Raw genomic sequence first — 25,941 nt, 5'->3', positions numbered from 1 at the left:
TTCTAAACTTTAGTAAATCCTGTTTGGCAACTAGGGACAATCATGTTACTTTGAATATGGAGGTCGTCCTCCAGAGTCATAATAACTGGAGAAAAACCAACGAAGAGTCAGAGGTTATGACGATCATCCCCCATCTTTGACTCTGCCACAGAAGTAACTAACCTAGCGTAGCAGTAAGGGGTTAGATTCGGTGGAAACCGAAACCCAACTCAAGTCCAGAAAGACAGATTTATGCGGGTCAATAAGCAGTGAACCTGTGGAATATGTAAACCCCTTAGTAAGCTCAGATTAAAACCTGAAAAATTAACGGCTTGAAAAGTCCTAATAGAACGATCGGTTGGGTCTAACCTCTTTGGTTAGACCCAATTGATTTGGGATACCAAATTCGCCTTTGTTACCCCCTTTTGCCACGGCGATTAAAATCGCTGCTATAAAAATTAGAGTGCTATGGCACGTCTGTCTGATGATAGGGGCAGGTTTAGGATCAAACTCTTGTCAAGAGTCATTAGTCATTAGTAGAAAACAAATCACCAATGACTAATAACCAACCCAATTGATAGTCTTACCGAACACTAATTGGTTCAGTCGGTTTATTCAAACCCCGTTGTGCTATCACTGTATTTTCGAGAACGGTAATCGCTTGCTTATATTGAGGATCTTCGAGTGTGGCACGTAACATCGGTTGTGTCACTAAACGCTGCTGTTGGGCGCGAGTTAAATCAATTTTCACATCAGGGGCAATTCCCTTGTGATTAATATCAATACCACTAGGAGGATAGTAGCGGGAAATCGTAACAGCTAAGCCCGAACCATCGGATAAGGAATGGACAGACTGCACGACGGCTTTACCAAATGTAGTCGAACCGACAACCATTCCCCGTTTATTATCCTTGAGCGCACCCGCTAGAATTTCACTAGCGCTGGCTGAATTGCCATCAACTAAAACAACGAGAGGAAGTTGAGTCAGGGCGGTTTTGTTGGCAGAAAATTTTTGTTCTCCGCCTTTACGATCAACTGTGTGGACAATCTCACCATCATTGATCCACATGCGGGCAATTTCAATACTGGCGTATAATAACCCTCCAGGATTTCCGCGCAAATCTAAAACATAGCCATCTACCTTTTGACTATCCAGATTGCGGATTGCCCGTTGCATTTGTTCCGCCGCATGGGAACTAAATTCATCGACGCTGATATAACCCACCTGCATCTGACCTTCGTTTTTGAGGGTATAGTGTACAGACGGTAGCTCAATTTGGGCGCGGGTTAGAGTGACATCAAAAGCACTTTGCCCTTGACGAGAAATTTGCAGTATCACCGATGAGCCGACTTCTCCCCGAATTAACGCCGAAGCTTCTTCAGCACTCATTCCTTGAGTGGATTTGCCATCAATGGCGAGGATTTTATCTCCCGACTTAAGTTGGGCTTCAAACGCCGGCGAATCTTGAATCGGTTCAACAATAACCAGCTTTTGGGTTTTCTCATCAACACCCATGCGAATTCCTACCCCAGATAGTTCACCCGCTGTTTGATCAGTGAGGGCTTTAAATTGTTCGGGTTCTAAAAAGCGAGTGTAGGGATCACCAATAGGTTCTAGGGCGTCGCGAATAGCTTGGTAGGCTTGTTCGACAGACGTATAATTGCGGTTGAGTAGCTGTTGACGGGTCGCTTGCCAATCCACTTGATTGAACGAGGGATCAACGTATTCCTGATTAACAATTTGCCAAACTTCATCAACAACCGTCTTGGGACTATCCTGAAGCGCCGCCGAGACGGAGCGATTGCTGCCAATTGGGGCTAACCATGATAATGTGGCTGTTGTTGCGATCGCACCAGTTAAGAGGATGCTTTTGAGCCAAGGGAAGGTTTTGGGATATTGATTCATGGGAAATACGTCGAACAGACTATGGGTGAGTTTAAAGCGGACAGTCAAAGCGTACCCAGTCGTTGGCTTCTACCGTTAGCATTCCCTGAGTAGGGATAGCATGGTTCTGGCGGCATCAAATCCGTCTATTGCTACTATACTCAACTTATCTGGCTAATTTCCAGAAATTTTGTGCCAGTTTACCTATTGTCCTGTTGATGAAGACAATCTCTTCGCCTCGGACAGTAAGAGTGCATCAAGTGGTAAGCCTGAGTGAGACGATTGATTACACGCCATTGGCTAGGGTTTCTGCGTTGGCTACTGTCTAAGCAACGACTACGCTGGTTAGGCTTAGGGCTATTAAGCCTAGTCGTTATTCTTAGTATAGGGTTACTTGCCAATATCCTGAGGTTGCAGGTAGGAGCCTCTGCACCTGTGGATACGTTTTTTGTTTTGGGGGGAAGTATTCGCCGAGAGGTTTATGTTGCTCAGTTAGTGAAACAACATCCCCAAACTCCCGTTTTGATTTCTCAAGGCTCTAAGGAACCCTGTATTTGGCTCATCTTTCAAAAGTATAACGCGCCAATAGGTCAGGTTTGGTTAGAAAAATGTGCGGATTCCACGTTTGGTAATTTCTACTTCGGTATTCCCATTTTACGTCGCTGGGGGGTGCGTCATGTTCAGTTAATTACCTCTAAGAGCCATTTACCACGAGCTGGGTGGATGGCGCAAATTCTTTTGGGGGCGAATGGGATTTGGGTGGATGTGGATACGGTACAGGAACGGGGGATTCCAGGTAATCAGGAATCGTGGTTGAAGACGGGACTGGATATGACGCGCAGTCTGGTTTGGGCGCTGTTGAGTCAGGGGATTCAGCCGCACTGTTCTGAGGTAACACCACTAACGGAGGTTGATTTAGACGCTTGGCGCAAGTCAGGATTCAACTGTGAATATCAATGGTGGTTAAAGCTGGATTATTGATTGGCAAAGCGTTGGTGTCTAAAAAAGAGTTGGCTATCACCATAGTAGGATGCCACAAATTCCGAGGTGGTTTCCAGATGTCCGATAATTTGAGCGTTTTGGCGATAACTTGGCTCGTCTATAATATCAGCGTTCTGGTTGGCGTTTTCGTCTCCTACGTTTTTGGGATCAACGGCATAGAGGGAAAATAAAGAGGTTCCAACAGGAATTGTGGCAAGGTCATCTCTGAAATCATGGGGTGGTTGTTCAGGAAACTGAATAGTGGGATTGGGAACCATAAAAAGGCGATAGGGATAAAAGGGAGCAGGTTCTGGATGACCCGTTTGGTCTATTTGGGCAAAGCCTTGTAAATAGAGTTTGCGGGGAAATTTGCTGACGCGGCGGAAGATTAAATTGATGAATTTAGGACCTAAATCGTTTTCTTCGGGAACGATATTAGACAATTCATTGGCAAAGAAATTATAATTATTACCTTGACCCGTGAGGGAAACCAACGCCGAGAAGTTTTCGGAGGGTTTACCATCCACCAAAAGCTTGAGGGCTAACCCTGGGGCAAATCCGCGATCGCTGGGATCACCTGTGAGGGATAATCGTAGAAGACCATAGTCGGCTCCTTTGAATAAACCGGTAAATGGACTGGTCGGGGTGGGGACTAACTTAACCTTAGCCACACTTGCATGGGCGTGAATGGCTTTGTTCCATTTGCGGGGCGCTTCATCGGCTAAGCGATCCATTTTTATGCTTAAGAGAGTAAAAAATAAACCGATAACGTCAATTTTTTTTAGTGGCGGTAGGTTATCGTATCGGGATTCTAAAATTCTTTGCTGCCAAATAAAGTCCTGCTTTTTTGCAGCATTCCAAGATTCATAGTCGTTAGGTAGTGGCTCTAAATTGTGGGCATTATGCCAAAATTTTTGCTGCTTTTTCATTGGGGTGACTGGGTAAAAAAGTATTGGGGTTTGTCGTGTCTTTTAAGTTTTATGGGGGAAGTCCAAAAAGTTATCCTTGATTGCTTCAACTTATGGGTTAAATCCGTTAGTTTTTTCTGGTCTCCCCCATGCAAAAAAAGCGAAGCATCCTCTGGTCTCCCCCCTCTTGTAGGGGGGAATGAGGGGGGTAGGGGGACGGAAGGGGGACAGAAGGGGGACAGAAGGGGGATCTATAAGGGGCGTTGCGACCCCCCACACCCCCGCCGCAACGCTTCGCTAGTTACTATTACCTATTGCCTATTGCCTATTACCTGTTCCCGACTCCCAATCTTAATGATTAATATCCCGAAACACCAACTTTACGCCAGGGGGCAAAGGCATTTTGCACGCCGAATAAAGCGGGGCTGACTGTAGGATAATGGCGGCGCAGAACCGTTAACATACTGTTGTTGTCAATCCAATCTAAACCCCATTGAGTGTAGACTTCGGCGGTGTAGTCTTTGGTGAAGAAGCGATCGCTCTTGAGTCGTCGGGATGCCATTAGGATAAAGATACGGAAGGCTGTATCACTGAAGCCAAACCCGGCGGGTGGGTTTTCGGCAAACATGCCTACCATTAAATCAACGCTGTTGATGTCGTTGTTGTAAACTTCCCGTAGTTCCTTTGCCCATTGAGGGTCTTCGGTGATGTCCTCAAAGGTTTTGACCCGTTCACGACCAATGAGTTCACGGAATTGATTATAACGGGGAACGCCGCGTTCGCGATCGCGTAATATATCAACAGCGGCTAGATCGAAGACTTCGCCGTTATCCCGGACTAATTGCTGTAGAAAACGCGGGTAATTATATAAGGTAATTGCCCCAGGATGAGTGATCCCAAATGAGTAGAATAAATCGGGCATACCTACTTTATCGACTAGCGTCCGGCTACGATTCCCTGATACTTCAAATAGATTTTGAGTTAACCGTAATTCCCCATTGTTGAGAGAGTAAAATTCAAACTCATCTGGCATTAAGGGATGCATCCGATAGACCGAGACAAATTCTTCGGTGAGATAGTAGGGGGCAGTATGATGATCTGTCGGTGATCCGATAATACCACTGAGGACTTCTCCCTCTCCGATACGCCCAAATAATCCTTTGACATGTTGACCTAAAAATCCCCACCAGTTGGCGTTCATGGCGATTTCTAAGGCGGGATGTCCCAGGATTGCAGGCGTCCATTCAACGGTATGGATTTTGGCGAGTAAGGCGGCGTTAATTAGTCGGGCGTGATTAAACAGATCATCCTCTTTCCAGTCGGGATATTCGTTTTTGAGATGATCGCAAATAGTATTGTGTTCTTTGACGAATAGAGTATGTAACATACTCAAGCCTACCCACCAGTTCTCATCAAAACCCACTAGGTCGATGCCATTGTCTGGGTTGATGGGTAATAAGTTATCGTCACCGACAATTAGCTTACCATCGACATGAGTCCGCAGCTTATCAATGGTATCCTGATCGCTACCATAAATTTGTGACGCATCCCACCAATGAGTGACTCGGTTCAGAAAGGTGGGGGGATTTTTTGTATCTCCGTCGGGACGAGTGGAGTCGGGTAAAGTCGCGCCCACTTCTAGAGGTCGATATTCTTGGGGCCACGGATCATCTGCTTCTAGAGGAATCTCAAATTTCTTCTCTAACGTACCCCCATGGGCGAACCAGTCATGGGTTTGAAATTGAATCCAAGATGCGGCGTGTAAGTTTAAGGTGCTAGCGGGTACAAATTTATCCCGTGTCAGTAATTTGCGGCTAATTGTACGCGGATTGGGTTCGAGTAAATTCTTTTGGTCAGGATGAGTGTATTGTAGGGGAACGTTGCGTCCAAAACGGGAACCCGCCTGACCCATTTCTGGCTGTTCTAGGCTATTAAAACTCCCGTCGGCTGTACGAATCTTGAGATGGTGACCATCTGGACTGGGTGTAGGTTGTGTTCCATCACCTTGGCTAGGTAATTTTGCTGTATCATGTAGGTTTTCTTGCCGCATTCGGTTCCGGAACTGGAATAATTTTACTAATGCCAGTGGAACGGGTAATTGATGCCAAGGTTTTTGCCGACCTTGAGCCGATTTGGATGATTTAGCCATGATTTAAATTCCTTATTATTTAGATACAATAATTAACAACTCTCTCTCATCACTCTTGCATACTTCTGACAACTTGAGTCACCATTGTTCGGGGAAGAAAGCGAACCGATAAAGCCAGCAGTTTGTTTTTCACACCAGGAATAACGACTGGTTTGCCTTCCACCATGCTTTGATAGCCAATCTTAGCAACCGTTTTCGCATCCATAATCTGGCGTCCCTTGACCAATTTTGATTGTTCCATATTTGCCCGTTTTTGAAATCCCGATTCTGTTGGGCCAGGACAAAGGGCTGTCACGGTTACTCCGGATTTCTTGACTTCATTGGCGAGGGCTTCTGAGAAGGACAGGACATAAGCTTTGGTGGCGTAGTAAACTGCCATCATAGGTCCGGGTTGAAAGGCAGCAGTGGAGGCAATATTTAATATTTTTCCTTGCTTATTTTGGATCATTTGAGGTATAAATAGCTTGGTCAGATGGGTTAAAGCAACCATATTAACCTGCATCATCGAAAGTTCCGTCATCAGGTCAGTTTGCTCAAAAAATCCGTAGGTGGCAAAGCCAGCATTATTTACCAAAACATCAACAGTCATCGTTTCTTGTTGAAGTTCGGCAAAGATTTCCTGAGGGCTGTTCGGGTCAGACAAATCTTTGACTATTGTTTTTACCGTGATCCCGAATTTATCGGTGAATGAGTCAGCCATCTGCTGCAACTTATCGGCACTTCGGGCAACTAAGACTAAATTATAGCGATCGCGAGCCAATAGTTTCGTCAACTCATAACCAATACCACTGGATGCACCAGTAATCAGAGCAGTTTGGGGGTGATGGGGATTGAGGGAAGACATTTTGAAACCAGTAATAGAGAGTCTGAGCAACGACAGAGGCGATTGAGTTGGTTCAAACCGCCTCTGTTTGTTCCATTGATGATAACCAGCCTCAGCCTGTTCGCCACAAAACCCGGATATTTTTAACAAATCTTAAAATAAATTCAGTTGTCCCAGGAGTTGCCATAATTGAAAAATTAGAATATTCTGGATTTTTATCATTATCTTATATAAACGTCCCTTGCCGCCAATAACGAATGACAAATGACAAATGACAACGATATCATTTTTCAACCAATAACATTCCGGAACCTCACTGTCAACAATCGCATTTTTCGCTCGAATATTTCCGGCAGATTCGATAATTATGATGGTTCCGGTAACCAAGCCCGAATCAATTGGGAACAGAAGTTTGCCAGAGGAGGCGTAGGTGCAATTATTTCATCGTTTACGCCCGTGCAAATTCGGGGACGAATCCTGCCAAACTATGCCACGATTGACCGAGATGACCGTATTCCCTTCTGGCGTAAAATTGGCGAGGTTGTGCATGAGTATGACTGCAAATTTATCATGCAACTGAGCCATTCAGGGCGTCAGCAGGATGTGAGTGGCGTGGAAAACCTTGATTTAAAAGCCCTCAGTTCAACCAGTATCACAGAATCGTTTCATGGTTTTGAATGCCAAGCCATGACAAAGGCTGAGATTAAAGAAACAGTTCAGGCGTTTGCGGCGGGGGCGAGACGGGCGCGAGAGGCGGGATTGGATGGTGTGGAACTGCACGGCGCCAATGGTTATTTAATTACCCAATTTCTCAGTTCTGGGATTAATGACCGCAATGATGAATATGGGGGTTCTTTAGAAAATCGCGCTCGCTTTTTGTTGGAGATTATTACAGCAATTCGTCAAGAAGTGGGTGATGATTTTCACCTACAAGCTAAGATTAGTGCGGTGGACTATAATAATGCCGTGATTCCGTGGGAAAAGCCGGGGAATACCCTAGACGATTCGATTCAAGTTTGTAAGTGGATGGAAACGGCTGGAGTTGATGGGATTCATGTTTCCACGGGGAGTCTATTTCCTCATCCCTTGAACCCTCCCGGTGAATTTCCCAGAATGGAGGCAATGCGCTGGTATGATTTGATGTTATCCAGTGGGATTCATACCTTTCGCAACTATTTACTGTTTCGGGTTCCTCTGTTGTATCCAATTTTCTTATTCTTATGGAATCGAGTTCAGAAACAGACCCAGGATCAACCGATTCAGGGATTAGAGGTAAAGGCGCAAGCATTGAATGAGTCGTTCCAGACGTTCGTGAATTCCCAACAGATGCAGGAATTGTTGCAGAAGTATCAGGGGGTTAGCATTAATCACGCGGCTGAGATTAAAAAACAGGTGAATATTCCAGTTATTTGTACGGGAGGGTTTCAACAGGCGTCCTATATTCGTCGGGCAATTCAGGAGGGATTCTGCGATGCGGTTAGTATTGCCCGTCCCTTAGTCGCAAATAATGACCTAGTTCACCAGTTTAAGGCAGGAAAAGACTTGCCAGAACGTCCTTGTACTTACTGCAACAAATGTTTACTCAATGCCTTAGAAAATCCCCTCGGTTGTTATGAGTTACACCGCTATAATAACTCGGATGAAATGATTGCAGAAATTATGACTGTGTTTGATCCTGCACCGTTTCAGTAAGCCGGGATATGGGGGTTCCAGGTGTAAGCGACTAAGTCTCTACCGGGGTAGGTTTAGTCCCATCTGAGTGAGTTGATAAACAACAACAGTGAAACCTCCCCGACAGAAACCAGGTTCCTTGAGCGAAGCGAAGGGTCTTCCAGAATCACCAATCACCAATCATCAATGAACAATTATGGAAAACTCAACGCCCTTGAAGTCAACGGGGAAGGCTTTTAAGAAATTATGGATTGTGATTGCAGGAGTTATAATCGCTGCAATTATTGCTTTAATTTCTCCCCTATTCTTGAATAATCCTGTGGATTATACTAATATTAATGACCATTTTAAATATGGGTCAATTGGCAGTGAACCCGAAAATGGGATGCCCTATTGGATTTGGAAAGTTCTACCCGCCGTATTTCCTGACAAATTGCCCGGTGAAGGGTATCAGTCCCTAGGTTTTCTTTACGAGCCGGGAAAAGACCGCCCTATTGGGTTTTCTCAGCGTCGCGTTTTGATTGACCGCGTTGGCTTGAATTGTGCGATTTGTCATGTCGGTTCGCTGCGGGATACGCCTGAGAGTGAGCCTCAAATTATCCCCACGATGCCATCAAATACAGTGAATCTGCAAGGGTATATTCAGTTTCTGGGAAAAACGGCTTTGGATGAACGATTCACACCCAACCGAATTTTAGCCGAAATTGATGCCCAAGGGGGAAACTTTAATCCGATTCAGATGTTAATTTATCGCTATCTGGTTATTCCCCAAACGCGGGATGCGTTGATTACTCAAGGGAGTCAACTGGCTTTTTTAAACGAACAACCGGATTGGGGTCCAGGACGGGTGGATACGTTTAATCCCTATAAATCGATTCAGTTTCACTTCCCGATGGATGAGTTAGAAGAAGATGAAAAAATTGGTACGGCTGATTTACCCTCTATCTGGAATCAAAAACCCCGTGAAGGATTGCAACTGCATTGGGATGGGGATAACAAATCAGTTCATGAACGTAATTTAAGTGCAGCGTTGGGTGCAGGAGTGACTCCGGTTACGGCGGATTTGGAACGGATTAAGCGGATTGAGGATTGGTTATGGGAACTTCCTCCACCGACTTATCCGTACCCGATTAATCGGGAATTAGCGGCTAAGGGTCAGCCAATTTATCAAAATAATTGTGCCAGTTGTCATGCCTTTGGTGGGGCGAAGCTGGGTAAGGTGACGCCGATTGGGGAAATTGGTACTGACCCGCATCGGTTAGATTCTTATACCTACAAGTTGCTGTCTAATCAAAATACCCTGTTTGTGGGGACGCCGGAACGGTTCAAGAATTTCCGTAAGACCGATGGTTATGCCAATATGCCATTAGATGGAATCTGGTTGCGAGCGCCTTATTTGCACAATGGGTCTGTACCGACGCTACGAGACTTGTTAGAAAATTCAGGAAACCGTCCTCAGGTATTCTATCGCGGGTATGATGTATTTGATCAAGAGAATGTCGGTTTTGTCTCAACGGTTGCCCAGGAGAAGGGAAAGCAGTATTTTAAGTTTGACACTACCGTACCTGGCAATAGTAACAAGGGTCATTTGTATGGCATCGAACTTGCTGCGGAGGATAAAGCTGCATTGGTTGAGTATTTGAAAACGCTTTAATTTTTGGAGATTGGAGAAGTGCGATAGTTTTGTGTATAGACCGGGTTCACTACTATCATCTTTTTTTACCCAGATGGGGCTGAACCCGCCTCGACCGAGTTTTGAATTAACCTCCTTATCCCCCCTGTCTCCCCATCTCCCCTATGTCCCCCATCTTTTAGAATCAAGAGAAAAAATTATGAATTCTTATGCAAAATGGTTTTGTCGTGTTGTCTGGCTAGGCATTGTGGTGAATATGTTTTTTATAATTCCCCTCTGCTTTTTTCCAGAAGTTCTACTTTCGCTATTAAAGATGCGAATACCCGTGCCAATTATCTGGGTACGGGCGGCTGGACTATTGCTACTGGAACTTAGTATTTTGTATATTCCGGGAGCAATTGATCCTTATCGCTACAAAGCAACGGCTTGGATGTCAGTATTCCTTACACGGGGCGCGGGCGCTACTTTTTTCCTAAGTGCTGTTTTGTTCTTTGGGCAAGAGTTAGGATTTCTCACGATTGCTTTAGTGGATGTATTTTTCATGATTGTGCAAGGGATTCTGTTATTCTTAGCCATGCGGAATCAACAGCCTGAAATGCCAGAAACAGCCCAGGAATTTTCCTAAATCGGTCATTTTCGGAGAAATTAGACGGGTAGCAGTGACCCACTTGCACCAATTAATTTGGGAGCCCACTCAATTGGAGTGGGTTGCCCTAGACTATCACGTCTCTCTAGGGCTTTTTTCATTAAAAGCAATAGGAGTAAACTAAACAACAATAAGGAGAATTTTGTGGAAAGTAAAAGCTCAAAAATTGGACGAACAATTACAGCGATTGTAATTATTATAATTTTGCTAATCGGTAGTGTAGGATATCTGGCATGGTATAACCTTTTTCGCGAAGTAGACACCTATTACGAATCAGTCGAAGAGCATTTTAAATACGGTTCAATGGGTACCGAAAATGCCGAAGGCGTTCCCTATTGGATTTGGCTAGTATTACCCCGGCTTTTCCCGGATAAACTCCCAAAACCTGGTGGCTATACCTCCCTAGGAATTACCTGGGAAGAAGGACAAGAATTACCTGTGGGCTTTTCTAAAAAAATTATCGGCTTTCCCCGCCAAGGAATAACCTGTGCGCTGTGTCATAGTGCAACCTATCGCCAAACCCCAAAAGATAAACCAACCATTGTTCTAGGGGGACCCTCGAATAAATTTAATTTGCAAGGTTATATTCGCTTTCTCAGTGATTGTGCCACTGATCCCCGATTTAATCCGGACTATATTTTAGATGAAATTAGATATAATTATGACCTGTCTTGGTTTGATAAGCTACTCTATCGGTTTATTATTATTCCCCGCACCCGGAAAGAGTTATTAGATCTTAAAGAATCCTTTGCCTGGATGGAAGAACGACCGGATCAAGGATCGGGACGCATTGCTCCGTTTAATCCGGTGAAGTTTCGAGTTTTAGGACTACCCCTAGATGATACAATTGGCAATTCCGATATGATGTCGATTTGGAATCAAAATCAACATGAAGGATTTGCCTTACATTGGGATGGGTTAGAAACATCACTCACAGAAACCGTGAATACTGGAGCGATTGGTGATGGTGCGACGAAGGAGTCAATTAATATTGAGGGATTACAGCGGGTGGAGGATTATATTCGTCAATTACCGCCGCCAAAATATCCATATAACATTGATCAAGCTTTAGCTGCACAAGGGAGTCAAATTTTTGAAAATAACTGTGCCTCTTGTCATGGGTTAGGCGGCGAACGAATTGGAACTGTTATTCCTATTGATGAGATTGGTACTGACCGCTATCGTTTAGATATGTGGACGCAAGAAGCGGCTGATGCGTATAACGAGTTTGCCGAAGGATATGATTGGGATTTTGATCAGCTTCGCAAAACTAATGGATATGTGGCGGTGGCGTTAGATGGTTTGTGGTTAAGAGCGCCCTATTTGCATAATGGTTCAGTCCCGTATTTAACAGATTTATTGGAGATCCCACAGAAGCGGGCGAAAGTGTTTTATCGAGGATATGATGTGTATGATCCGGAAAAAGTAGGGTTTATTGCTGAAGGAGTAGAGGCGAAGAAAGAGGGGTTTAGATATGATACGATGGTGACGGCAAATAGCAATCAAGGTCATAGTTATGGCACAGAGTTGGTGGCTGAGGATAAGCAGGCGTTGATTGAGTATTTGAAATCCCTTTAAGTGTTATTCGTGATTTTTGATTTGTCCTTTGTCAACGATTACAATAAAAAATGGTAAGATTTTGGCATAAGGGTAAAGCCAGTAGGGAGCATCTCCATATCAGCAAAAGTCGTGTGGAAAGCGAAGCGCAAACATTTAGCTGACGTACTTCTAAATGGGAGTCAGATGCTCACACTACTGACTGAGCGGCTCAACTCTCCTTGGCTTCCCTGCACCTTAAAGAGGGCGGATTTAGTCAAGTTATCAGTTTTTTAAATCACGTTATCTGTCAAATCCGTCCCGACAAACCTGCACCCCTGCACCCCTTATTTCTTAAGGGGTAATTACAAATCCCATGACTGATTCAGATAAACAACCACTAACGCGGCAAAAAATCCTTGATAGCTTGGACAATTTAAGGATTGATGAACTGCGGACTCTGCAAAAGGCGATAAATCAGCGGATTCAACGCTATGTCGATGCCTTGGGTAAGCCACTACTGAGCGACTTAGTGGCAGGATTGGAATGGACTCAAGAGTATAAAGATAATCCACCCATCTCAGATGAACGACTCCAGGAAATCAAAGATGGGGCAAGACCAACAGATGCTGAATTAGAGGATATCGCTGAAGCGTTAGAAATGGATACCGATGAACTTTTGCAGATGCTGCGTTTTCGTCAAATTTGACGGTTTTGTTGGCAGGAAAGGTTTATCGTTGCGCTGTCTTCGCCATAAGCGTTGAAACATTTACGACAAATGCTTAATTTAGTATAACCTAAATATACATCTACTTTCTCTCACCCCTACCTAGCGGTGTTTCCTATGATATTTAATTGATAAATCAAGAACTCTGTGCCAACATTCCATGAATTGTGGACAAGGGAACCTGATAAAAATAGTGACGCAAAAACTGTTCTTCTTCTACACCGGATAAAAAGACTTGAATCTTTTCCTGTGTCATCGGATCGATCGCGTCCCCATCCAATTCCCCAATCGAGCCACTGATTTGGATTGATCCGCCTTGGTGTTTCACCTGAAACCCCAAACCCGAAAGGGCGGCTAGTCCCAAATGTAAGGTGCGATCGCTTAATTCTAACTTTTCTTGCAATTGCCCTAGGGTAGCGGATTTCCCGGTGCGACTGAGGAATTTAGCCAGTCCGACTAATTTCTCCCAAACTTGGCGGGGTGGGAGTTGAGGCGGTGGCGGATACGCGATCGCTAATTTTCGTTCACTTTGCATCGCCCGTCTAAACCAGAGTTGCAATTCATCCCAACTGGTTGGACATTCGCGAACGGTTAACGGATCAGTTGATTCAGGCGTGAGAGTTTCCTCCTGTTCCCCAACCCGGGCTGGTTTAGTCAAATGATCGGACATTGACAGAACGTTATCGGTAAACCCCACCCCTACACCTCTATCCTCCTGCATCCCATCGCGCCAATCTAAAATCCAATCCAGTTGACTGGGAAGATTAAACGAGGAAATCCTATCCCCCGATTGAACCGCCACTAAGCGCACTTCAAAACGTTTTTTAAAGTTATTATAGTCCAGTTCCACAATCGCATTACATCGACCTTTGGGAACTTCATCTTGATAATGTCCCCACCAGATACCCGGAAAGCCCATACTTGTAGAATCATCCCAGATTTCCAATTCGGTTTTAATATATTGCACCTTTTTGCCTTTCAAATCTTGGGTATTACGATTCCAAACCGATTCAAACCAACAGTTTTCAATCAGCAGCTTAGGAACCGGATTACCCATTCCACAAGGTTCCAATAGTTTCAGTTCTTGGAATAAAGCTTTTCCCAATGCAGCAACCGTGACAACAATATCAGCGGTAACGACAGGGGCTAATAATATGTCTTGGGCGGCTAATTCTTGGCGTAACTTTTGATTGATCGCTTCGGTAAATAAGGGAATATTTTCCACAGGCAAACTTAACCCAGCAGCAAAGGGATGTCCGCCGAATCGGTGTAATAGGTGTTCTTGGGATTGGACTAATTCATACAGATCAATCCCATTAACCGAACGGGCAGAACCTCGGGCGATTGTTGATGGTTGATGGTTGATGGTTAAGGGTTGATGGTTGATGGTTGATTGGAAAAATTCTCCCTTGTCTCCTGTGATCCTCTGCTCCCAGACGTGCCATGGCACGTCTCTACATTGCTGCTGTGCTACCCCATCCTCACCTGTACTTAATAAAATTGTCGGGCGTCCATATTCTTGAGCAATTTGACCGGCGACTAAGCCTAAAACTCCCGCTGACCATTGGGGATCGTTTAGGACAATAACATAAGTTGTCGAAAGGTCAAGTTGTGCTAGTTTCTGTTTAACCTGTTCCGTAATATCTTTCTGTAAGGATTTGCGGCGACTATTGGCTAATTCTGTTTCTAGGGCTAAGGTTTGAGTATAGGCTTCATCGCGACGGGTTAATAACTCCACACAAAACGAAGCATCACCTTGAATCCGACTCACCGCATTAATTCTTGGACCTAAGCCAAAAGAAATATCCGTGGGGCGATCACCACTACGCTGACAGAGTTCTAAAAGCTTGGCTACACCGGGACGGGTGCGGGTTTTCAATTGTTGCTGTAGCGTTTGAATTCCCCGTTGGGCTAAATAGCGACAATCACCACTAAGCTGGACTAAATCGGCAATTAAACCAATCGCCACTAAATCCAATAAGTCCTCTAGAGGTTGTTGGGGAATATCGGGTAATGTTTGATAAAGTGCCTCAACTAACTTATACGCCACCGCCACACCAGATAGATGAAACAGGGGATGGGTTTCGGCAAAATAGCGGGGGTTAATAATAGAAACGACCTTAGGGCGATCATCTGGTAATGTATGGTGATCGGTAATAATTATGTCTATCCCCAATTGTTGAGCATAATCAATTTCGCTGAGATTCGTGCTTCCCGTATCGCAGGTTACGATCAGTTGGGTCTTCCATCGTGCCAGTTGGTCAATTCCCGAACAATTTAACCCGTGAGATTCCGTGATACGATTAGGAATGTAATAGGTGAGTTGTTGATTCTGAGGCAAAAACTGTCCCAATCCTTCCCATAAAACACTGGTTGCCGTAATCCCATCGGCGTCAAAGTCACCCCAAATCGCCACCTTTTCTCGCTTATCCCGCGCTTGCTGCAATCGCTGCACGGCTCGCTTCATTTCCTGACCAAATTCAAAGGGACTAGCGGGTTGATATAGATCAGGATTAATAAATGCGGCTAATTGGTTTAACTCGCGAATTCCACGTTGCCATAATACCTGCGCGGCGTAGTATCCTTCTGAGGCTGGGGTGTAGGATTTAATCGCGTCAAGAAACCATTGAGGAACATCAGGAGATGGTTGAACCTGCCATTGGGGTTGAGGTTGAGGCATGAGGGACTTAGGGGTGCGATCGCAATGCTTATTTATTGTACTCTCTCCCCTCCTCCCCTCGCCCTCTCGCCCCCTCGTTCCCAGGCTGAGCCTGGGAATGCCACCCCGGAGGCTCTGCCTCCCTCTTCCTCAAGTTGCGATCGCGCTTTTCTAAAGCTCTATCCCCTGACTCCGCCTGAATGGTAAAATCGAGCCTATACCTGCTATCACTCACCGTCACGATGGGACGATCGCGCTACCGCGTTATAGCCAAACAACCTCACTTCCTCACCTGCACGAGTGTTAATTGGATTCCCCTTTTCAGCAAGCCAGAATTAGCGCAAATTGTTCTCGACTCTCTCCGCTTTCTACAAAGTCAGCAGCGAATTGCTCTACACGGTTACGTTCTCATGGAAAATCACCTGCATTTGCTCGCCTCTGCTGATAACTTATCTAAAGAAATCAGGACGTTCAAATCCTTCACAGCTCGAACAATTATAGATTGGTTGATTGAACACCAGAGTCATTTTCTTCTGACTCAACTCAAAAGTGCTAAACTTGCCCATAAACATGATCAAAATTATCAGGTTTGGCAGGAAGGATTTCATCCGCAAATGATTGTAAATGAACAGATGTTAAAGCAAAAGCTAGAGTATATTCATCATAATCCTGTGAAGCGTGGCTATATTGATGATCCAGCTCATTGGCGCTATTCGAGTTACCGCAATTATATCGGTCAACCGGGATTGCTATCAGTGGATTTGATTTGAGGAGGTGGAACCTCTGGAGTGTCGGGTGAGGGGGAGGCAGAGCCTCCCAAGTGGCATTCCCAGGCTGAGCCTGGGAACGAGGTACGGCTGAGCCTGGGAACGAGGTACGGCTGAGCCTGGGAATGAGGTACGGCTGAGCCTGGGAACGAGATGGGCGAGGCGGGGGGGAAATGTATGCATAATATGACAACAACACTCAACCTGCTCTCTGAGTGACTTCCTCTCCGTAATCAATACTAAATAGAGTTGCTCTAAATTCGATAATTCAGATGCATTGCTCCCTAGATTTCTAGTTAGAGGATGTATCAGTCTTCGCGTTGAGTGTTGCTGTTAGAAGTTGCGTCTTTGGCAAGACAGATATTAGATTTAACAGGTTCTTCGCCTTTCCTCCTTTCTCGGTTTTGCAAGTAACGTTAATATCTGTCAGTGAAGCTTTCTGATTAGCTTCAATTTCTACTTTACTACTCTCTGTGCAAAGTACAAGCAATTGAAATTTTATTTTACTTTTCTTTTCAATCCATAACCTATCGAAATTTAACTTTAAACTGATGAGAGTACCTGCTCTAGTCTAAATCAAGAGTATAACTTCTGTGACTAATCCCCAAACGGCTCCAGGGAAAAGCTTTGCACTAATGTGGTTTTGACGATATCCTCATGAGTGGGTTGGAGCATATCCAGCAGCACCACGATGTTATTTCCGTTAGGAGATAGCCGCACCTCTCGAATCCCATAGCCTTTCACGGCATCCCGGTAGTTGTTCAGATTACCCAGAGTCAAGCGCTGATTCTGATAATTTATGATTAAGCGCATGGACGCCCGTGCGACTGGAGAAGTGCCTCCAGATAACAGGGAGGGGATACGCCTTTGCTCTAGACGAATTTGTAACGGCTGGTTTTTGAGGCGAAATGTAACGGTTTCGATATCATCTGACTGACGGGTGCTATCAATGACAGGGAGTTTAATGCCTACTTTTAGCTGATTCAGTCCCAAATCTTGTCGGAGTGTTAATGTATCTTGCAGCAAGTCATTTTCAGCCGCTTGATTGCTGAGACTATAGGCATCGCGATCATAGTCTGTTCGCAGACAACCATTTCTAACACAAGAGTTATTGGGGATATTGATAATTTGGAGATGAGCCGTGGGAACCTCTGTCACTGAATCCCGATAACTTTCTAAGTAAATATAATGACGATTATCAGGGGAGAATCCCGCCAAGCGAGCAGAAGCGTTGAGTACGGCTGCCAATGCGGGGTTGAGGAACAGGATCACACTAGCTGCGATCGCGGGAGACACGAGTGATGCAATTTTCATAAAAATTGAAAATTTTCATGAGCCGATTTTGCCTCATTTAATATAACCTAAATTTAATTGATTCCCCTAAATTCCGGTCTGATTGCCGTTCTTGGTTAAACTTTCTCGTGGCTAGCAGGAGGTAATTAGGTTTTCTGGGATGAGTGGCAATTGGCACATTGAATTCAATTTTTTCCGGATGCTCTTAGGCAGATAGAGAATGAGGAAAAAGTAGATGCACCCTGATGACTCCCCTCAGCGCTTATTTCTCCTTCGCGTTGAGGGTTTTTTCTTTTGAAAGCGTGGTAAATACAACAGGGTGAAACTCCCCCTTCCCTTAGTCTTCGCCAACCTGCCGATTAGGACTGAATACTATAATCGACAATTAATCTTGCCGCTCTATACACCTCCTGGTCAAGGTTATCCAATAATGCGATCGCGCTTTTGAACGAAAGTTGAGCGCAGTCCCTAGATGGTATCTTGATTTAGGTAGGGTTAGCGAAATGCTCAACTCCAGAATGTATCATCTGAGTCCGGCTCTTGGTCAGGAGAAGCCGTCTGATTTTGCACCTCGGTGTCTTGGTCATCGACTAAACTCTTTTGTAATTGACGACATCTAGACAGGAGTTCTGCCAGATTTTCTTCCATATCTTTGAGTTCAAATAGCTGGATTGGGTTGGAAAAGGACATTTATTTAGGGTCTGAATGGTTTACTTTTACCTAGTTTTAGTATTCCAAGTCCAAAGCTAAATTCCGTGTATTACTTATATTTTTTTGATGAAGTTGTTGCTAAAAAATGGTAAAGCTAATACTCTTCTGATGAAAATTATTCAAGAGTTTTTTTCATAAAAATATGTCGAGAAAAATTAAAAAATAAGTCGTAATTAGACTAGGGGCAAGGGCGGGTCAATCTAATCCATTTTTTGCCAGAGAACGAATTAATCTGCTTTTTTGAGGTGCTTAACATATATAAAACGATTTTTTGGTGGATAAAATATTCTCAAATTGCGCTCTTATATCCACCTCAATGCTTCTTATAATTAATTTTCCCAAAAATTATGTCTTTGTGACTATACATATTGCCTCCTTTATCCTCCCTTTGAAGCAACAACTTTAATTCCCCAAAAAATTAAGTGATAATCGGCAAAAACATGAGTGGAAATTTGAGGATGCTGAATCTGTAAATAGTTTAGCAACAAGTCAGAGTCTCCGCCAGTTAAGGCAATCGGGCTGTTAGGGAATCGATGCAACCAGTCGGCAATAAACTCTCGAATTCCTGCTAGTAGAGTATAAATAACGCCACTTTCAATCGCCTCAGACGTGTCCACTGCCCAACGGTTGGGTAATTGGCACTTAGGTGAGATAGAAGGTAAGGCGGCTGTTTTGTGGGCTAATGATTCTAGTTGTAATTTGAGTCCTGGTAAAATAGCACCACCCACGAGATGGCGATGCTCATCGACACCCGTAAAGGTTAGTGCTGTCCCCGCATCAATCACCAGCACTGGATAATTATAGGTTTCCCCTGCCCCTAACACAGCGAGGGCGCGATCAATGCCCAAGGTGGGATAGACGCCTAAAAGCGGTACATCCTCTAGAGTAATGACGTGGGCAGCAGGATAGGTTTGCCACAATGGGGTTTGCTCAGGAATGACTGAAGCGATATAAAGGGGTAGGTATTGATTGGAGGAATACCAGGAAAGGAAGGGTTCACCGAAAACGGTGGTAGGTAGAAGACCAGATGTCCAGTGTTGGATGAGCCATTCCACCTCTGCTGCTGAAAAATGCTGGGTATCCCAAGCATCTTGGAGAGTATCTCCCGCAAACCAAGCCCAGTGCAGCCGAGAGTTACCAATCATCAATGCGACATAATGGTCTTGGACATTCATGTTCGGTTAAAATTACTTAAACGTTGGAGATTGGAGATGGGATAGGTTAAATGTATACCATTGGGTGCAATAAAAGTTTCAAAATTACCGCTTACCAATTCTGTTGGATGTTTGACTTATCCCAGTTCACTTCTAAAAACAGTAGTTGACCTTGGCAATCCCCCAAACCATTGATTTGCTGATCTACCTATTACCAATCAAGGGCATTCATTGCTGGGGGGAGGGAATAATCTGCTTTCATTGTTGGTTAATCCTGATCAGGTGCAAATGCGATAAGTAATTAGATCCATCTTACGGCTTAGGAGAAAGGTTGCCTTGAGCTTGAGTATTTTATATTGATGGATAAGGAGGTTCATGTATGTACGTACCCGTTTGGCCCGGTAAAAGTTACCCTTTAGGGGCAACTTGGGATGGCAAAGGCACAAACTTTGCTTTGTTCAGTGAGAACGCAGAGGCTGTCGAGCTTTGTTTATTTGATGATGAGAATCAGGAGACACGGTTGGAGTTGACGGAAGTCAGCAACTTCGTCTGGCATGGTTATTTACCGGGGATTAGTCCGGGACAACGGTACGGTTTCCGAGTCCATGGTCCCTATGCACCGGAGGAGGGTCATCGTTTCAATCCCAATAAACTGCTAATTGACCCTTATGCTAAGGCATTGGATGGCGAGATTGGCTATGGAGAGGAAATCTTTGGCTATCCGTGGGATGATCCAGAGAAAGACTTGATATTGTCTGAAATTGATGATTCTCACCTCATTCCCAAAGCCGTCGTTGTTGATGAGTCTTTTGACTGGGAAGATGACGAATTCCTGCAACGACAGGCTCACGAAACTATTGTTTACGAAACCCATGTTAGAGGCTTCACTCAGCTACACCCAGACATCCCTGAACCCTTACGCGGCACCTATGCTGGACTGGCGCATCCTGCCGCGATCGCGTATCTTCAGACTTTGGGGATTACGGCGGTGGAATTGCTCCCCGTACATCACTTCTTGTCCCAACCGGGACATTTAGTGGATAAAGGGTTAAAGAATTACTGGGGTTACGATTCAATTGCCTATATGGCGCCCCATGCCAACTACAGTGCCAGTGGGACTCAAGGGCAACAGGTGAGTGAGTTTAAGGAAATGGTCAAGGCGCTGCATAAAGCGGGCATTGAGGTGATTCTGGATGTCGTTTACAATCATACCGGCGAAGGAAATCATCTCGGTCCTACCCTTTCACTGCGCGGAATTGACAATGTGGCATACTACCGCCTTGTAGAAGATGACCTCCGCTATTACATGGATTTTACCGGGTGTGGTAATTCCCTGAACGTGCGTCATCCCCAAGTCCTGAAGCTAATTATGGATAGCCTGCGGTATTGGGTGCTAGAGATGCATGTGGATGGTTTTCGCTTTGACTTAGCCTCGGCATTAGCACGAGAACTCTATGAGGTGGATAGTCTGGCGGCATTCTTTGATATTATTCACCAAGACCCTGTCCTCTCAAATGTGAAGCTGATTGCTGAACCCTGGGATGTGGGCATGGGAGGCTATCAAGTGGGTAAATTTCCCCTGCTGTGGTCAGAGTGGAATGGGCAATATCGAGATACCGTGCGAGACTTTTGGCGAGGTGAAGATAGCAGTTTAGCTGAATTTGCCTATCGCTTCACCGGAAGTTCTGACTTGTATGAGTCCAACGGACGCCGACCTAGTGCTAGCATTAACTTCATTACCGCCCATGATGGATTTACCCTGAATGACCTTGTAAGCTACAACGACAAGCATAACGACACCAATGGGGAAGAAAACCGGGATGGGGAAAGCCATAACCGTTCCTGGAATTGTGGGGCGGAAGGAGAAACTGATGATCCAGAGATTCTCCAGTTAAGGAATAGACAGCGGCGCAACTTTCTGGTGACGCTGATGCTATCCCAAGGCGTCCCCATGCTCTTAGGCGGCGATGAAATTGGGCGAACCCAAGACGGGAATAATAATGCATACTGTCAGGATAGTGAAATCTCCTGGTTTGATTGGGATTTACCGGAGGGAAATGCCTCACTTCTCAACTTTACCCGTCAACTGATTTACTTCCGCCGCCAGCATCCGATTTTCCGGCGACGCAAGTGGTTCCTCGGTCGCGCTATCTACGGTTCTAGCGTTAAGGATATTGCTTGGTTCAACCCCGATGGCGGTGATATGACAGAGGATCAATGGCTGGCAGGATATACCAAAGCGATCGGTATTTTCTTAAACGGTGAAGAAATTGCCGCGCGGGGGGATGAGGGAGAACGAGTCATGGATGATAGTTTCTTCCTCTGCTTCAATGCTCACTATGAGATGATTGAATTTACGCTCCCCCCAGGATTGCAAGACCGGGAATGGCTGGTTTTGATTGACACCGATAAGCCTCGCTTTATCGAGGAAGAGATCAGCTATACCGAGGATAAGCCGATCCCTGTCACCGCGCGATCGGTGATGGTGTTGCGACGACGATAAGGTTAGTTGTAGAGACGTAGCAGGCTACGTCTCTATAATTATGCTCCCCCATCTTCCTCATCTGCCCCATCTACCACCATCGCAATTGTAAATACCCGCGTTCGGGTTGCTTCAATTCCTCATCGGTTAGCCATTCTACAGGCTTATACGTCCCGAAAACCCGATCCCACCAATCTACAGCTAAACCAAAATTGTGATGCCACATTTTATATTTGTGGTGGACATAGTGAACAGGCATTTTCATCCAGAAGCACCGTCTTGGATTTTCGTGCTGTAGCTGATGGGCATAGGCACAAAAGGCAGCATAAAAAAGTCCACCCAGGAACCAACCGAGTCCAACTTGCCAAGAATAGAAGAATAGGAGGCACATGACAATAAAGCTACCCCGCACATAATCCCGGAACTCCCACAGCACCCCCTGTCCTTCATTGCGGCGGTGATGATCACGATGACGTTCACCAATGCGGGCATTAGCGTGCATCAAGCGATGCATCCAGTATTCCACGAAAGAAGCCAGGACAAATGCCAGAACAAAACAGATGATTGGGCTAATCAACTCTTTTCCCTCACACGTTCGACTAACTAATTGAGCGACAATTTGCTTATCAGTATATTATCGGGGAATTTTTATCTCCCGGCTGCCTAAGAAGGGCGGGATCAGTGCCAAAACGTTATTGGTAAAACCCACCCCTACGCTAGGGAAGATTACGTGGTGGAACCGTTCGCCCTTCATAGAATCGTCGTTCCAACCTACCCAATCCAAACCAGCCGATGCTAGCAATTAACGCAACCCCACTGGAGAAAATGGCTGAGATGGTTGCCGTTTTGTCAAAAAACAGCGTCAGTAACGGGATAATCGCCCAAGCAATTGCCCCCACGACAGCAACACCACGACGAATCTGCCGAATTTTAGCTAAGGCGGTGCTGCAACTTTTACACTTTATCGTATGGGAGTGATACCGATCCAGTAGCGTTTCTTGTGATAATCGGGGAGGTAGGGGTTCGTCAGGGAATGAATCTGCATTATATTGATTCACCCACTGGCGGAACTCGAACACAAAACGATCGGCTTTTGTGGGTAGATAAAACGCTTTGCTGAAATTGGAACTCCCGCCTTTAGCATCGAGGTAACGTTCCTGATAATGGAGAAAAATTTGATCATCTTCCAAAACCCCATTCTGCCCAATGTGAGAGTACCAACGGGGAGTGAGTTTAATGAAGAAACCGGGGAGTTTAGCCGCAAATTTAAAGGGGAAGCGAGCAAATAAACGACATTCTCCCTTGCGAATCGGCGTAGCATACACCACCGTCATGGTTCTGCCAAATTGTTTCGAGGTGAGGTCATGCCACATTAATGTGGGGGCAATAAATGTGGTGTCTTGGCGTCCGAGGGTTCCTTTACGGGGTCCTTGTTCCCAAACTCCTTTAAACCCCTGTTTCCCGGATTCGGTAACTTCTAGCTCAACTGGACTGGCATAGGCGCGATCGCTGACGGAGCGATGATGGGTAAAGGGAACGTGGCTCACATCTAGCACGTTTTCCAATAATGTCAACGCATCGTAGGGCAAATCCCTAAACGTGTCAATGCATACCCATTCCTCTGAGGAATCGTCCAAGGGTTCGACGATGGGAACCTTGACATTGGGCGCGTTTTCTGGGTTGCCGGGATAAACGAATAATAGACCCTGACGTTCAGTGGTGGGTAAGGCGGTAACGCAGGCGCGTTTGGAGGTTTGGGCGGTACTGTCTTCAGTTTGTTGAGGAATGCGATCGCACGTTCCTTCTCCTGTAAATGCCCAACCATGATAGGGGCATTCCAGCAGCCCATCTTCAGCAATTCTACCTTGTGACAGGGGAGCAAGTCGATGGGGACATTGATCGTCAAAAACACGCCAGCAATCGGCAACTTTATCCCACCAGATGACTAGATCTCGACCCAGCAGAGTGAATTGAGTGGGTTGGGAGTGATCTAAATCCTTAAGGTAATGAACGGGATACCAGGCTTGTGTGCGATCGAAGGAATGGGTCATGGTTTAGGCAACAGGGCATTCTCATAAGGCTCCTATCCAAGTTTATACAGAAAAGGCGGCTGGAAACCCACGACATCAAAGCGTGAGATGAGCTGAATCTGGGAAAAACGTTCATCATTGATTCCTACCCTAGAAGGATGAATCATCAGCTTACCCCCTGTCAGGATATTCCTGTAGACATGGTGGCTACCAGTTAACGAGACAATCCTGATACTATCGCCGCAGGAATGGCACAAGGCTGCTGCTGAAATGTTAGCTGTGTAGATTCAAGAGGCAATCGCCTAGAGAGGCTAAGCGAGAACAACGCCATACTATTTGGCATTCCACCTGAAATCGGGTTAATTCAACCTGAGATTTATTGTGCTGTTTCTGTGAAAAAAAGGAGGTTTCATGCAACGCCAGCAATGGTGGAAAAACGCTGTCATTTATCAGATTTCGCCGTGGAGTTTTAAAGACACCATAGAAAATGGCAAAGGAGACTTAGAAGGGATTATTGAGAAACTCGATTATATAGCTGCCCTTGGCGTCGATGCCATTTGGTTAACGCCCATCTTTCAATCCCCGATGAACGATCTAGCTTATGATATTACCGACATGCGTAAGGTTGATCTAATGTTTGGGACGCTGGAAGACTTTGAGCGATTACTGAACCTATCCCATACCCTGGGTCTGAAAGTGATGATTGATCAGGTTTGGAATCACACCTCAGATCAGCATCATTGGTTCCAGGAAAGTAAAAAAAGTCGGGATAATCCCAAAGCCGATTGGTATGTTTGGGCAGACGCCAAAGACGATGGTTCTGCTGGTTGATGAACCGATTAGCGCTAAATTAATGCGCGATACCCTGAAGAAAGTGCAACAGTATTTCAGCGAAGGGGGTAATTGCTGGATTGTCGGAAATCATGATTATGGTCGTCTCAAATCCTGTTGGACAGGAAAAGATGCTGAAGGGAATCCCTATCCAGAGGAATTTTATCATGCGATCGGCTAAAAATTTCCGCTTATGGCGTCTTTTTTGGGGAATTAAATTTATCTTAGTTTCCTCATCAGTTATCAGTTGTCAGTTATCAGTTATCACCGACTTAGCACTGCTTATTGATAACTGTTCACTGAACACTGTTTACTGACTTTACACTTGTTATTACTTTCTGTCTGTATTTAGTAACTAGGACTAAATGGATTGAGATCGAGTAAACAGTCCCTCCACTAAGCTTTTTCATTGACAGGGCTAAGCGAATACGTTAGAATTTTACTATAGACATTCGCTGAGGTCGAGAGCGTATGCAAATTACTTACAAGTTTAAGTTGAAACCAAACAAGCACCAAGAAAAAGCCTTCGAGCAAGATAGGCTTAACATCCGGTATGTTAAAAATCGAATGATAGGTGACAGAGAATTTACTTGTCAGTCTCGCTTTATTTTAGGTGATTATTGCTCTCTTTACAACAAACAAACATACTGGGTTACAACATTAAGGTCTGATATTGAAACATACATAAATGTAAATCCGCGTAAATCGTCTCAACAATGCTCAGGATGCGGGTTTACTTCTCCTAAAAATAGGGATAAAGAAAAATTTGTATGCGAATGTTGCGGTCACTATGCAGGCGCGGATATAGATGCTGCAATAGTGATAGCTAATCGTGCAAAAGAAAAGCTTGGAATAGTTTCTCTACCGTTGGTCAATCGGAAAGTCACGCCTAAACCTGAAATAACAGGTTCTCCAAAAAAGAGGGAGTCATTGGGGTTGCTCGTGAGTCCTAGGAATCCGTCATCTAAGGTTAAATATAAGGTTAAATATGTTCAATTTGATTTGTTTAACCTGAAAACCGAATGGGAAACAAGGTGAAACCTGCTTCCCGAATCTAAAACTATAGCGTTAGCTTA

The 25,941-nt window shown here is 44.9% G+C and carries 21 protein-coding genes; 11 read left to right on the top strand and 10 right to left on the bottom strand.

The genetic code is table 11. From position 1 onward, the window contains the following. Positions 1-562 precede the first annotated feature (562 nt). Positions 563-1,885 (bottom strand): carboxyl-terminal processing protease CtpB, encoded by a 1,323-nt coding sequence (gene ctpB / locus RID09_RS26500; protein ID WP_446338909.1) that lies wholly within the window; start codon positions 1,883-1,885, stop codon positions 563-565. A 261-nt stretch (positions 1,886-2,146) separates the two neighbouring features. On the opposite strand from ctpB, the gene RID09_RS26495 reads away from it, so the two are divergent. Beyond that, positions 2,147-2,845: a YdcF family protein gene (locus RID09_RS26495; RefSeq protein ID WP_446338908.1), complete on the top strand. Its 699-nt coding sequence runs from the start codon at positions 2,147-2,149 to the stop codon at positions 2,843-2,845. On the opposite strand, the gene RID09_RS26490 is transcribed toward RID09_RS26495, so the two are convergent. The 3 genes from RID09_RS26490 to RID09_RS26480 form a co-directional block, all read right to left on the bottom strand. Then, on the bottom strand, positions 2,839-3,774 hold the full coding sequence (locus RID09_RS26490) for a hypothetical protein (protein WP_446338907.1): 936 nt from the start codon (positions 3,772-3,774) through the stop codon (positions 2,839-2,841). The genes RID09_RS26495 and RID09_RS26490 overlap by 7 nt on opposite strands. Before the next feature lie 337 nt (positions 3,775-4,111). Beyond that, positions 4,112-5,902, bottom strand: a complete 1,791-nt coding sequence (locus RID09_RS26485) for a peroxidase family protein (RefSeq protein ID WP_446338906.1) — start codon at positions 5,900-5,902, stop codon at positions 4,112-4,114. A gap of 49 nt (positions 5,903-5,951) precedes the next feature. Then, positions 5,952-6,746: an SDR family NAD(P)-dependent oxidoreductase gene (locus RID09_RS26480; protein WP_446338905.1), complete on the bottom strand. Its 795-nt coding sequence runs from the start codon at positions 6,744-6,746 to the stop codon at positions 5,952-5,954. Positions 6,747-6,989: 243 nt separating this feature from the next. On the opposite strand from RID09_RS26480, the gene RID09_RS26475 reads away from it, so the two are divergent. The 5 genes from RID09_RS26475 (at position 6,990) to RID09_RS26455 (ending at position 12,920) form a co-directional block, all read left to right on the top strand. After that, positions 6,990-8,417 (top strand): NADH:flavin oxidoreductase, encoded by a 1,428-nt coding sequence (locus RID09_RS26475; protein WP_446338904.1) that lies wholly within the window; start codon positions 6,990-6,992, stop codon positions 8,415-8,417. A gap of 175 nt (positions 8,418-8,592) precedes the next feature. Continuing rightward, positions 8,593-10,050 carry a c-type cytochrome gene (locus RID09_RS26470; protein ID WP_446338903.1) on the top strand — a complete coding sequence of 486 codons (1,458 nt, stop codon included), beginning with the start codon at positions 8,593-8,595 and terminating at the stop codon, positions 10,048-10,050. A gap of 178 nt (positions 10,051-10,228) precedes the next feature. Next, positions 10,229-10,654 (top strand): hypothetical protein, encoded by a 426-nt coding sequence (locus tag RID09_RS26465; protein WP_446338902.1) that lies wholly within the window; start codon positions 10,229-10,231, stop codon positions 10,652-10,654. Between the two features lie 165 nt (positions 10,655-10,819). Beyond that, complete coding sequence (locus RID09_RS26460; RefSeq protein ID WP_446338901.1) at positions 10,820-12,253, top strand: c-type cytochrome; 1,434 nt, start codon at positions 10,820-10,822, stop codon at positions 12,251-12,253. Positions 12,254-12,587: 334 nt separating this feature from the next. Then, a complete protein-coding gene (locus tag RID09_RS26455; RefSeq protein ID WP_446338900.1) occupies positions 12,588-12,920 on the top strand; it encodes a hypothetical protein in 333 nt (110 codons plus the stop codon). Positions 12,921-13,074: 154 nt separating this feature from the next. On the opposite strand, the gene RID09_RS26450 is transcribed toward RID09_RS26455, so the two are convergent. Beyond that, a complete protein-coding gene (locus RID09_RS26450; RefSeq protein WP_446338899.1) occupies positions 13,075-15,618 on the bottom strand; it encodes a single-stranded-DNA-specific exonuclease RecJ in 2,544 nt (847 codons plus the stop codon). 221 nt (positions 15,619-15,839) lie between these two features. Here RID09_RS26450 and RID09_RS26445 point away from each other — a divergent pair, with 221 nt between their 5' ends. Beyond that, positions 15,840-16,367 (top strand): REP-associated tyrosine transposase, encoded by a 528-nt coding sequence (locus RID09_RS26445; protein WP_446338927.1) that lies wholly within the window; start codon positions 15,840-15,842, stop codon positions 16,365-16,367. A gap of 594 nt (positions 16,368-16,961) precedes the next feature. On the opposite strand, the gene RID09_RS26440 is transcribed toward RID09_RS26445, so the two are convergent. The 3 genes from RID09_RS26440 to RID09_RS26430 form a co-directional block, all read right to left on the bottom strand. Further along, complete coding sequence (locus RID09_RS26440; RefSeq protein WP_446338898.1) at positions 16,962-17,678, bottom strand: DUF2259 domain-containing protein; 717 nt, start codon at positions 17,676-17,678, stop codon at positions 16,962-16,964. Between the two features lie 486 nt (positions 17,679-18,164). Then, positions 18,165-18,347, bottom strand: coding sequence for a hypothetical protein (locus RID09_RS26435; protein ID WP_446338897.1), 183 nt, complete (start codon positions 18,345-18,347; stop codon positions 18,165-18,167). Positions 18,348-18,745: 398 nt separating this feature from the next. Continuing rightward, positions 18,746-19,543 (bottom strand): pantothenate kinase, encoded by a 798-nt coding sequence (locus RID09_RS26430; RefSeq protein ID WP_446338896.1) that lies wholly within the window; start codon positions 19,541-19,543, stop codon positions 18,746-18,748. Positions 19,544-19,901: 358 nt separating this feature from the next. Between RID09_RS26430 and glgX the strand changes: the two genes are divergently transcribed. Further along, a complete protein-coding gene (gene glgX, locus RID09_RS26425) occupies positions 19,902-22,025 on the top strand; it encodes a glycogen debranching protein GlgX (RefSeq protein WP_446338895.1) in 2,124 nt (707 codons plus the stop codon). A gap of 70 nt (positions 22,026-22,095) precedes the next feature. Here glgX and RID09_RS26420 read toward each other — a convergent pair whose 3' ends face one another. Both RID09_RS26420 and RID09_RS26415 read right to left on the bottom strand, forming a co-directional pair. Further along, entirely contained in the window at positions 22,096-22,581 is a 486-nt protein-coding gene (locus tag RID09_RS26420; RefSeq protein ID WP_446338894.1) for a sterol desaturase family protein, read from the bottom strand. Between the two features lie 139 nt (positions 22,582-22,720). Further along, complete coding sequence (locus RID09_RS26415; protein ID WP_446338893.1) at positions 22,721-24,055, bottom strand: aromatic ring-hydroxylating dioxygenase subunit alpha; 1,335 nt, start codon at positions 24,053-24,055, stop codon at positions 22,721-22,723. A gap of 390 nt (positions 24,056-24,445) precedes the next feature. On the opposite strand from RID09_RS26415, the gene RID09_RS26410 reads away from it, so the two are divergent. From RID09_RS26410 to RID09_RS26400, 3 genes are all read left to right on the top strand, one after another. Further along, positions 24,446-24,865 carry an alpha-amylase family glycosyl hydrolase gene (locus RID09_RS26410; RefSeq protein ID WP_446338892.1) on the top strand — a complete coding sequence of 140 codons (420 nt, stop codon included), beginning with the start codon at positions 24,446-24,448 and terminating at the stop codon, positions 24,863-24,865. After that, positions 24,849-25,046, top strand: coding sequence for a hypothetical protein (locus RID09_RS26405; protein WP_446338891.1), 198 nt, complete (start codon positions 24,849-24,851; stop codon positions 25,044-25,046). The genes RID09_RS26410 and RID09_RS26405 overlap by 17 nt, the downstream gene beginning before the upstream one ends. Before the next feature lie 290 nt (positions 25,047-25,336). Continuing rightward, on the top strand, positions 25,337-25,903 hold the full coding sequence (locus tag RID09_RS26400) for a zinc ribbon domain-containing protein (protein WP_446338890.1): 567 nt from the start codon (positions 25,337-25,339) through the stop codon (positions 25,901-25,903). Positions 25,904-25,941 lie beyond the last annotated feature (38 nt).

The sequence above is a fragment of the Coleofasciculus sp. G1-WW12-02 genome (assembly GCF_040219735.1).
Taxonomy (GTDB): domain Bacteria; phylum Cyanobacteriota; class Cyanobacteriia; order Cyanobacteriales; family Coleofasciculaceae; genus Coleofasciculus.
The sequence above is the reverse complement of the archived record's forward strand: the minus strand, read 5'-3'. Positions and strand labels throughout refer to the sequence as shown.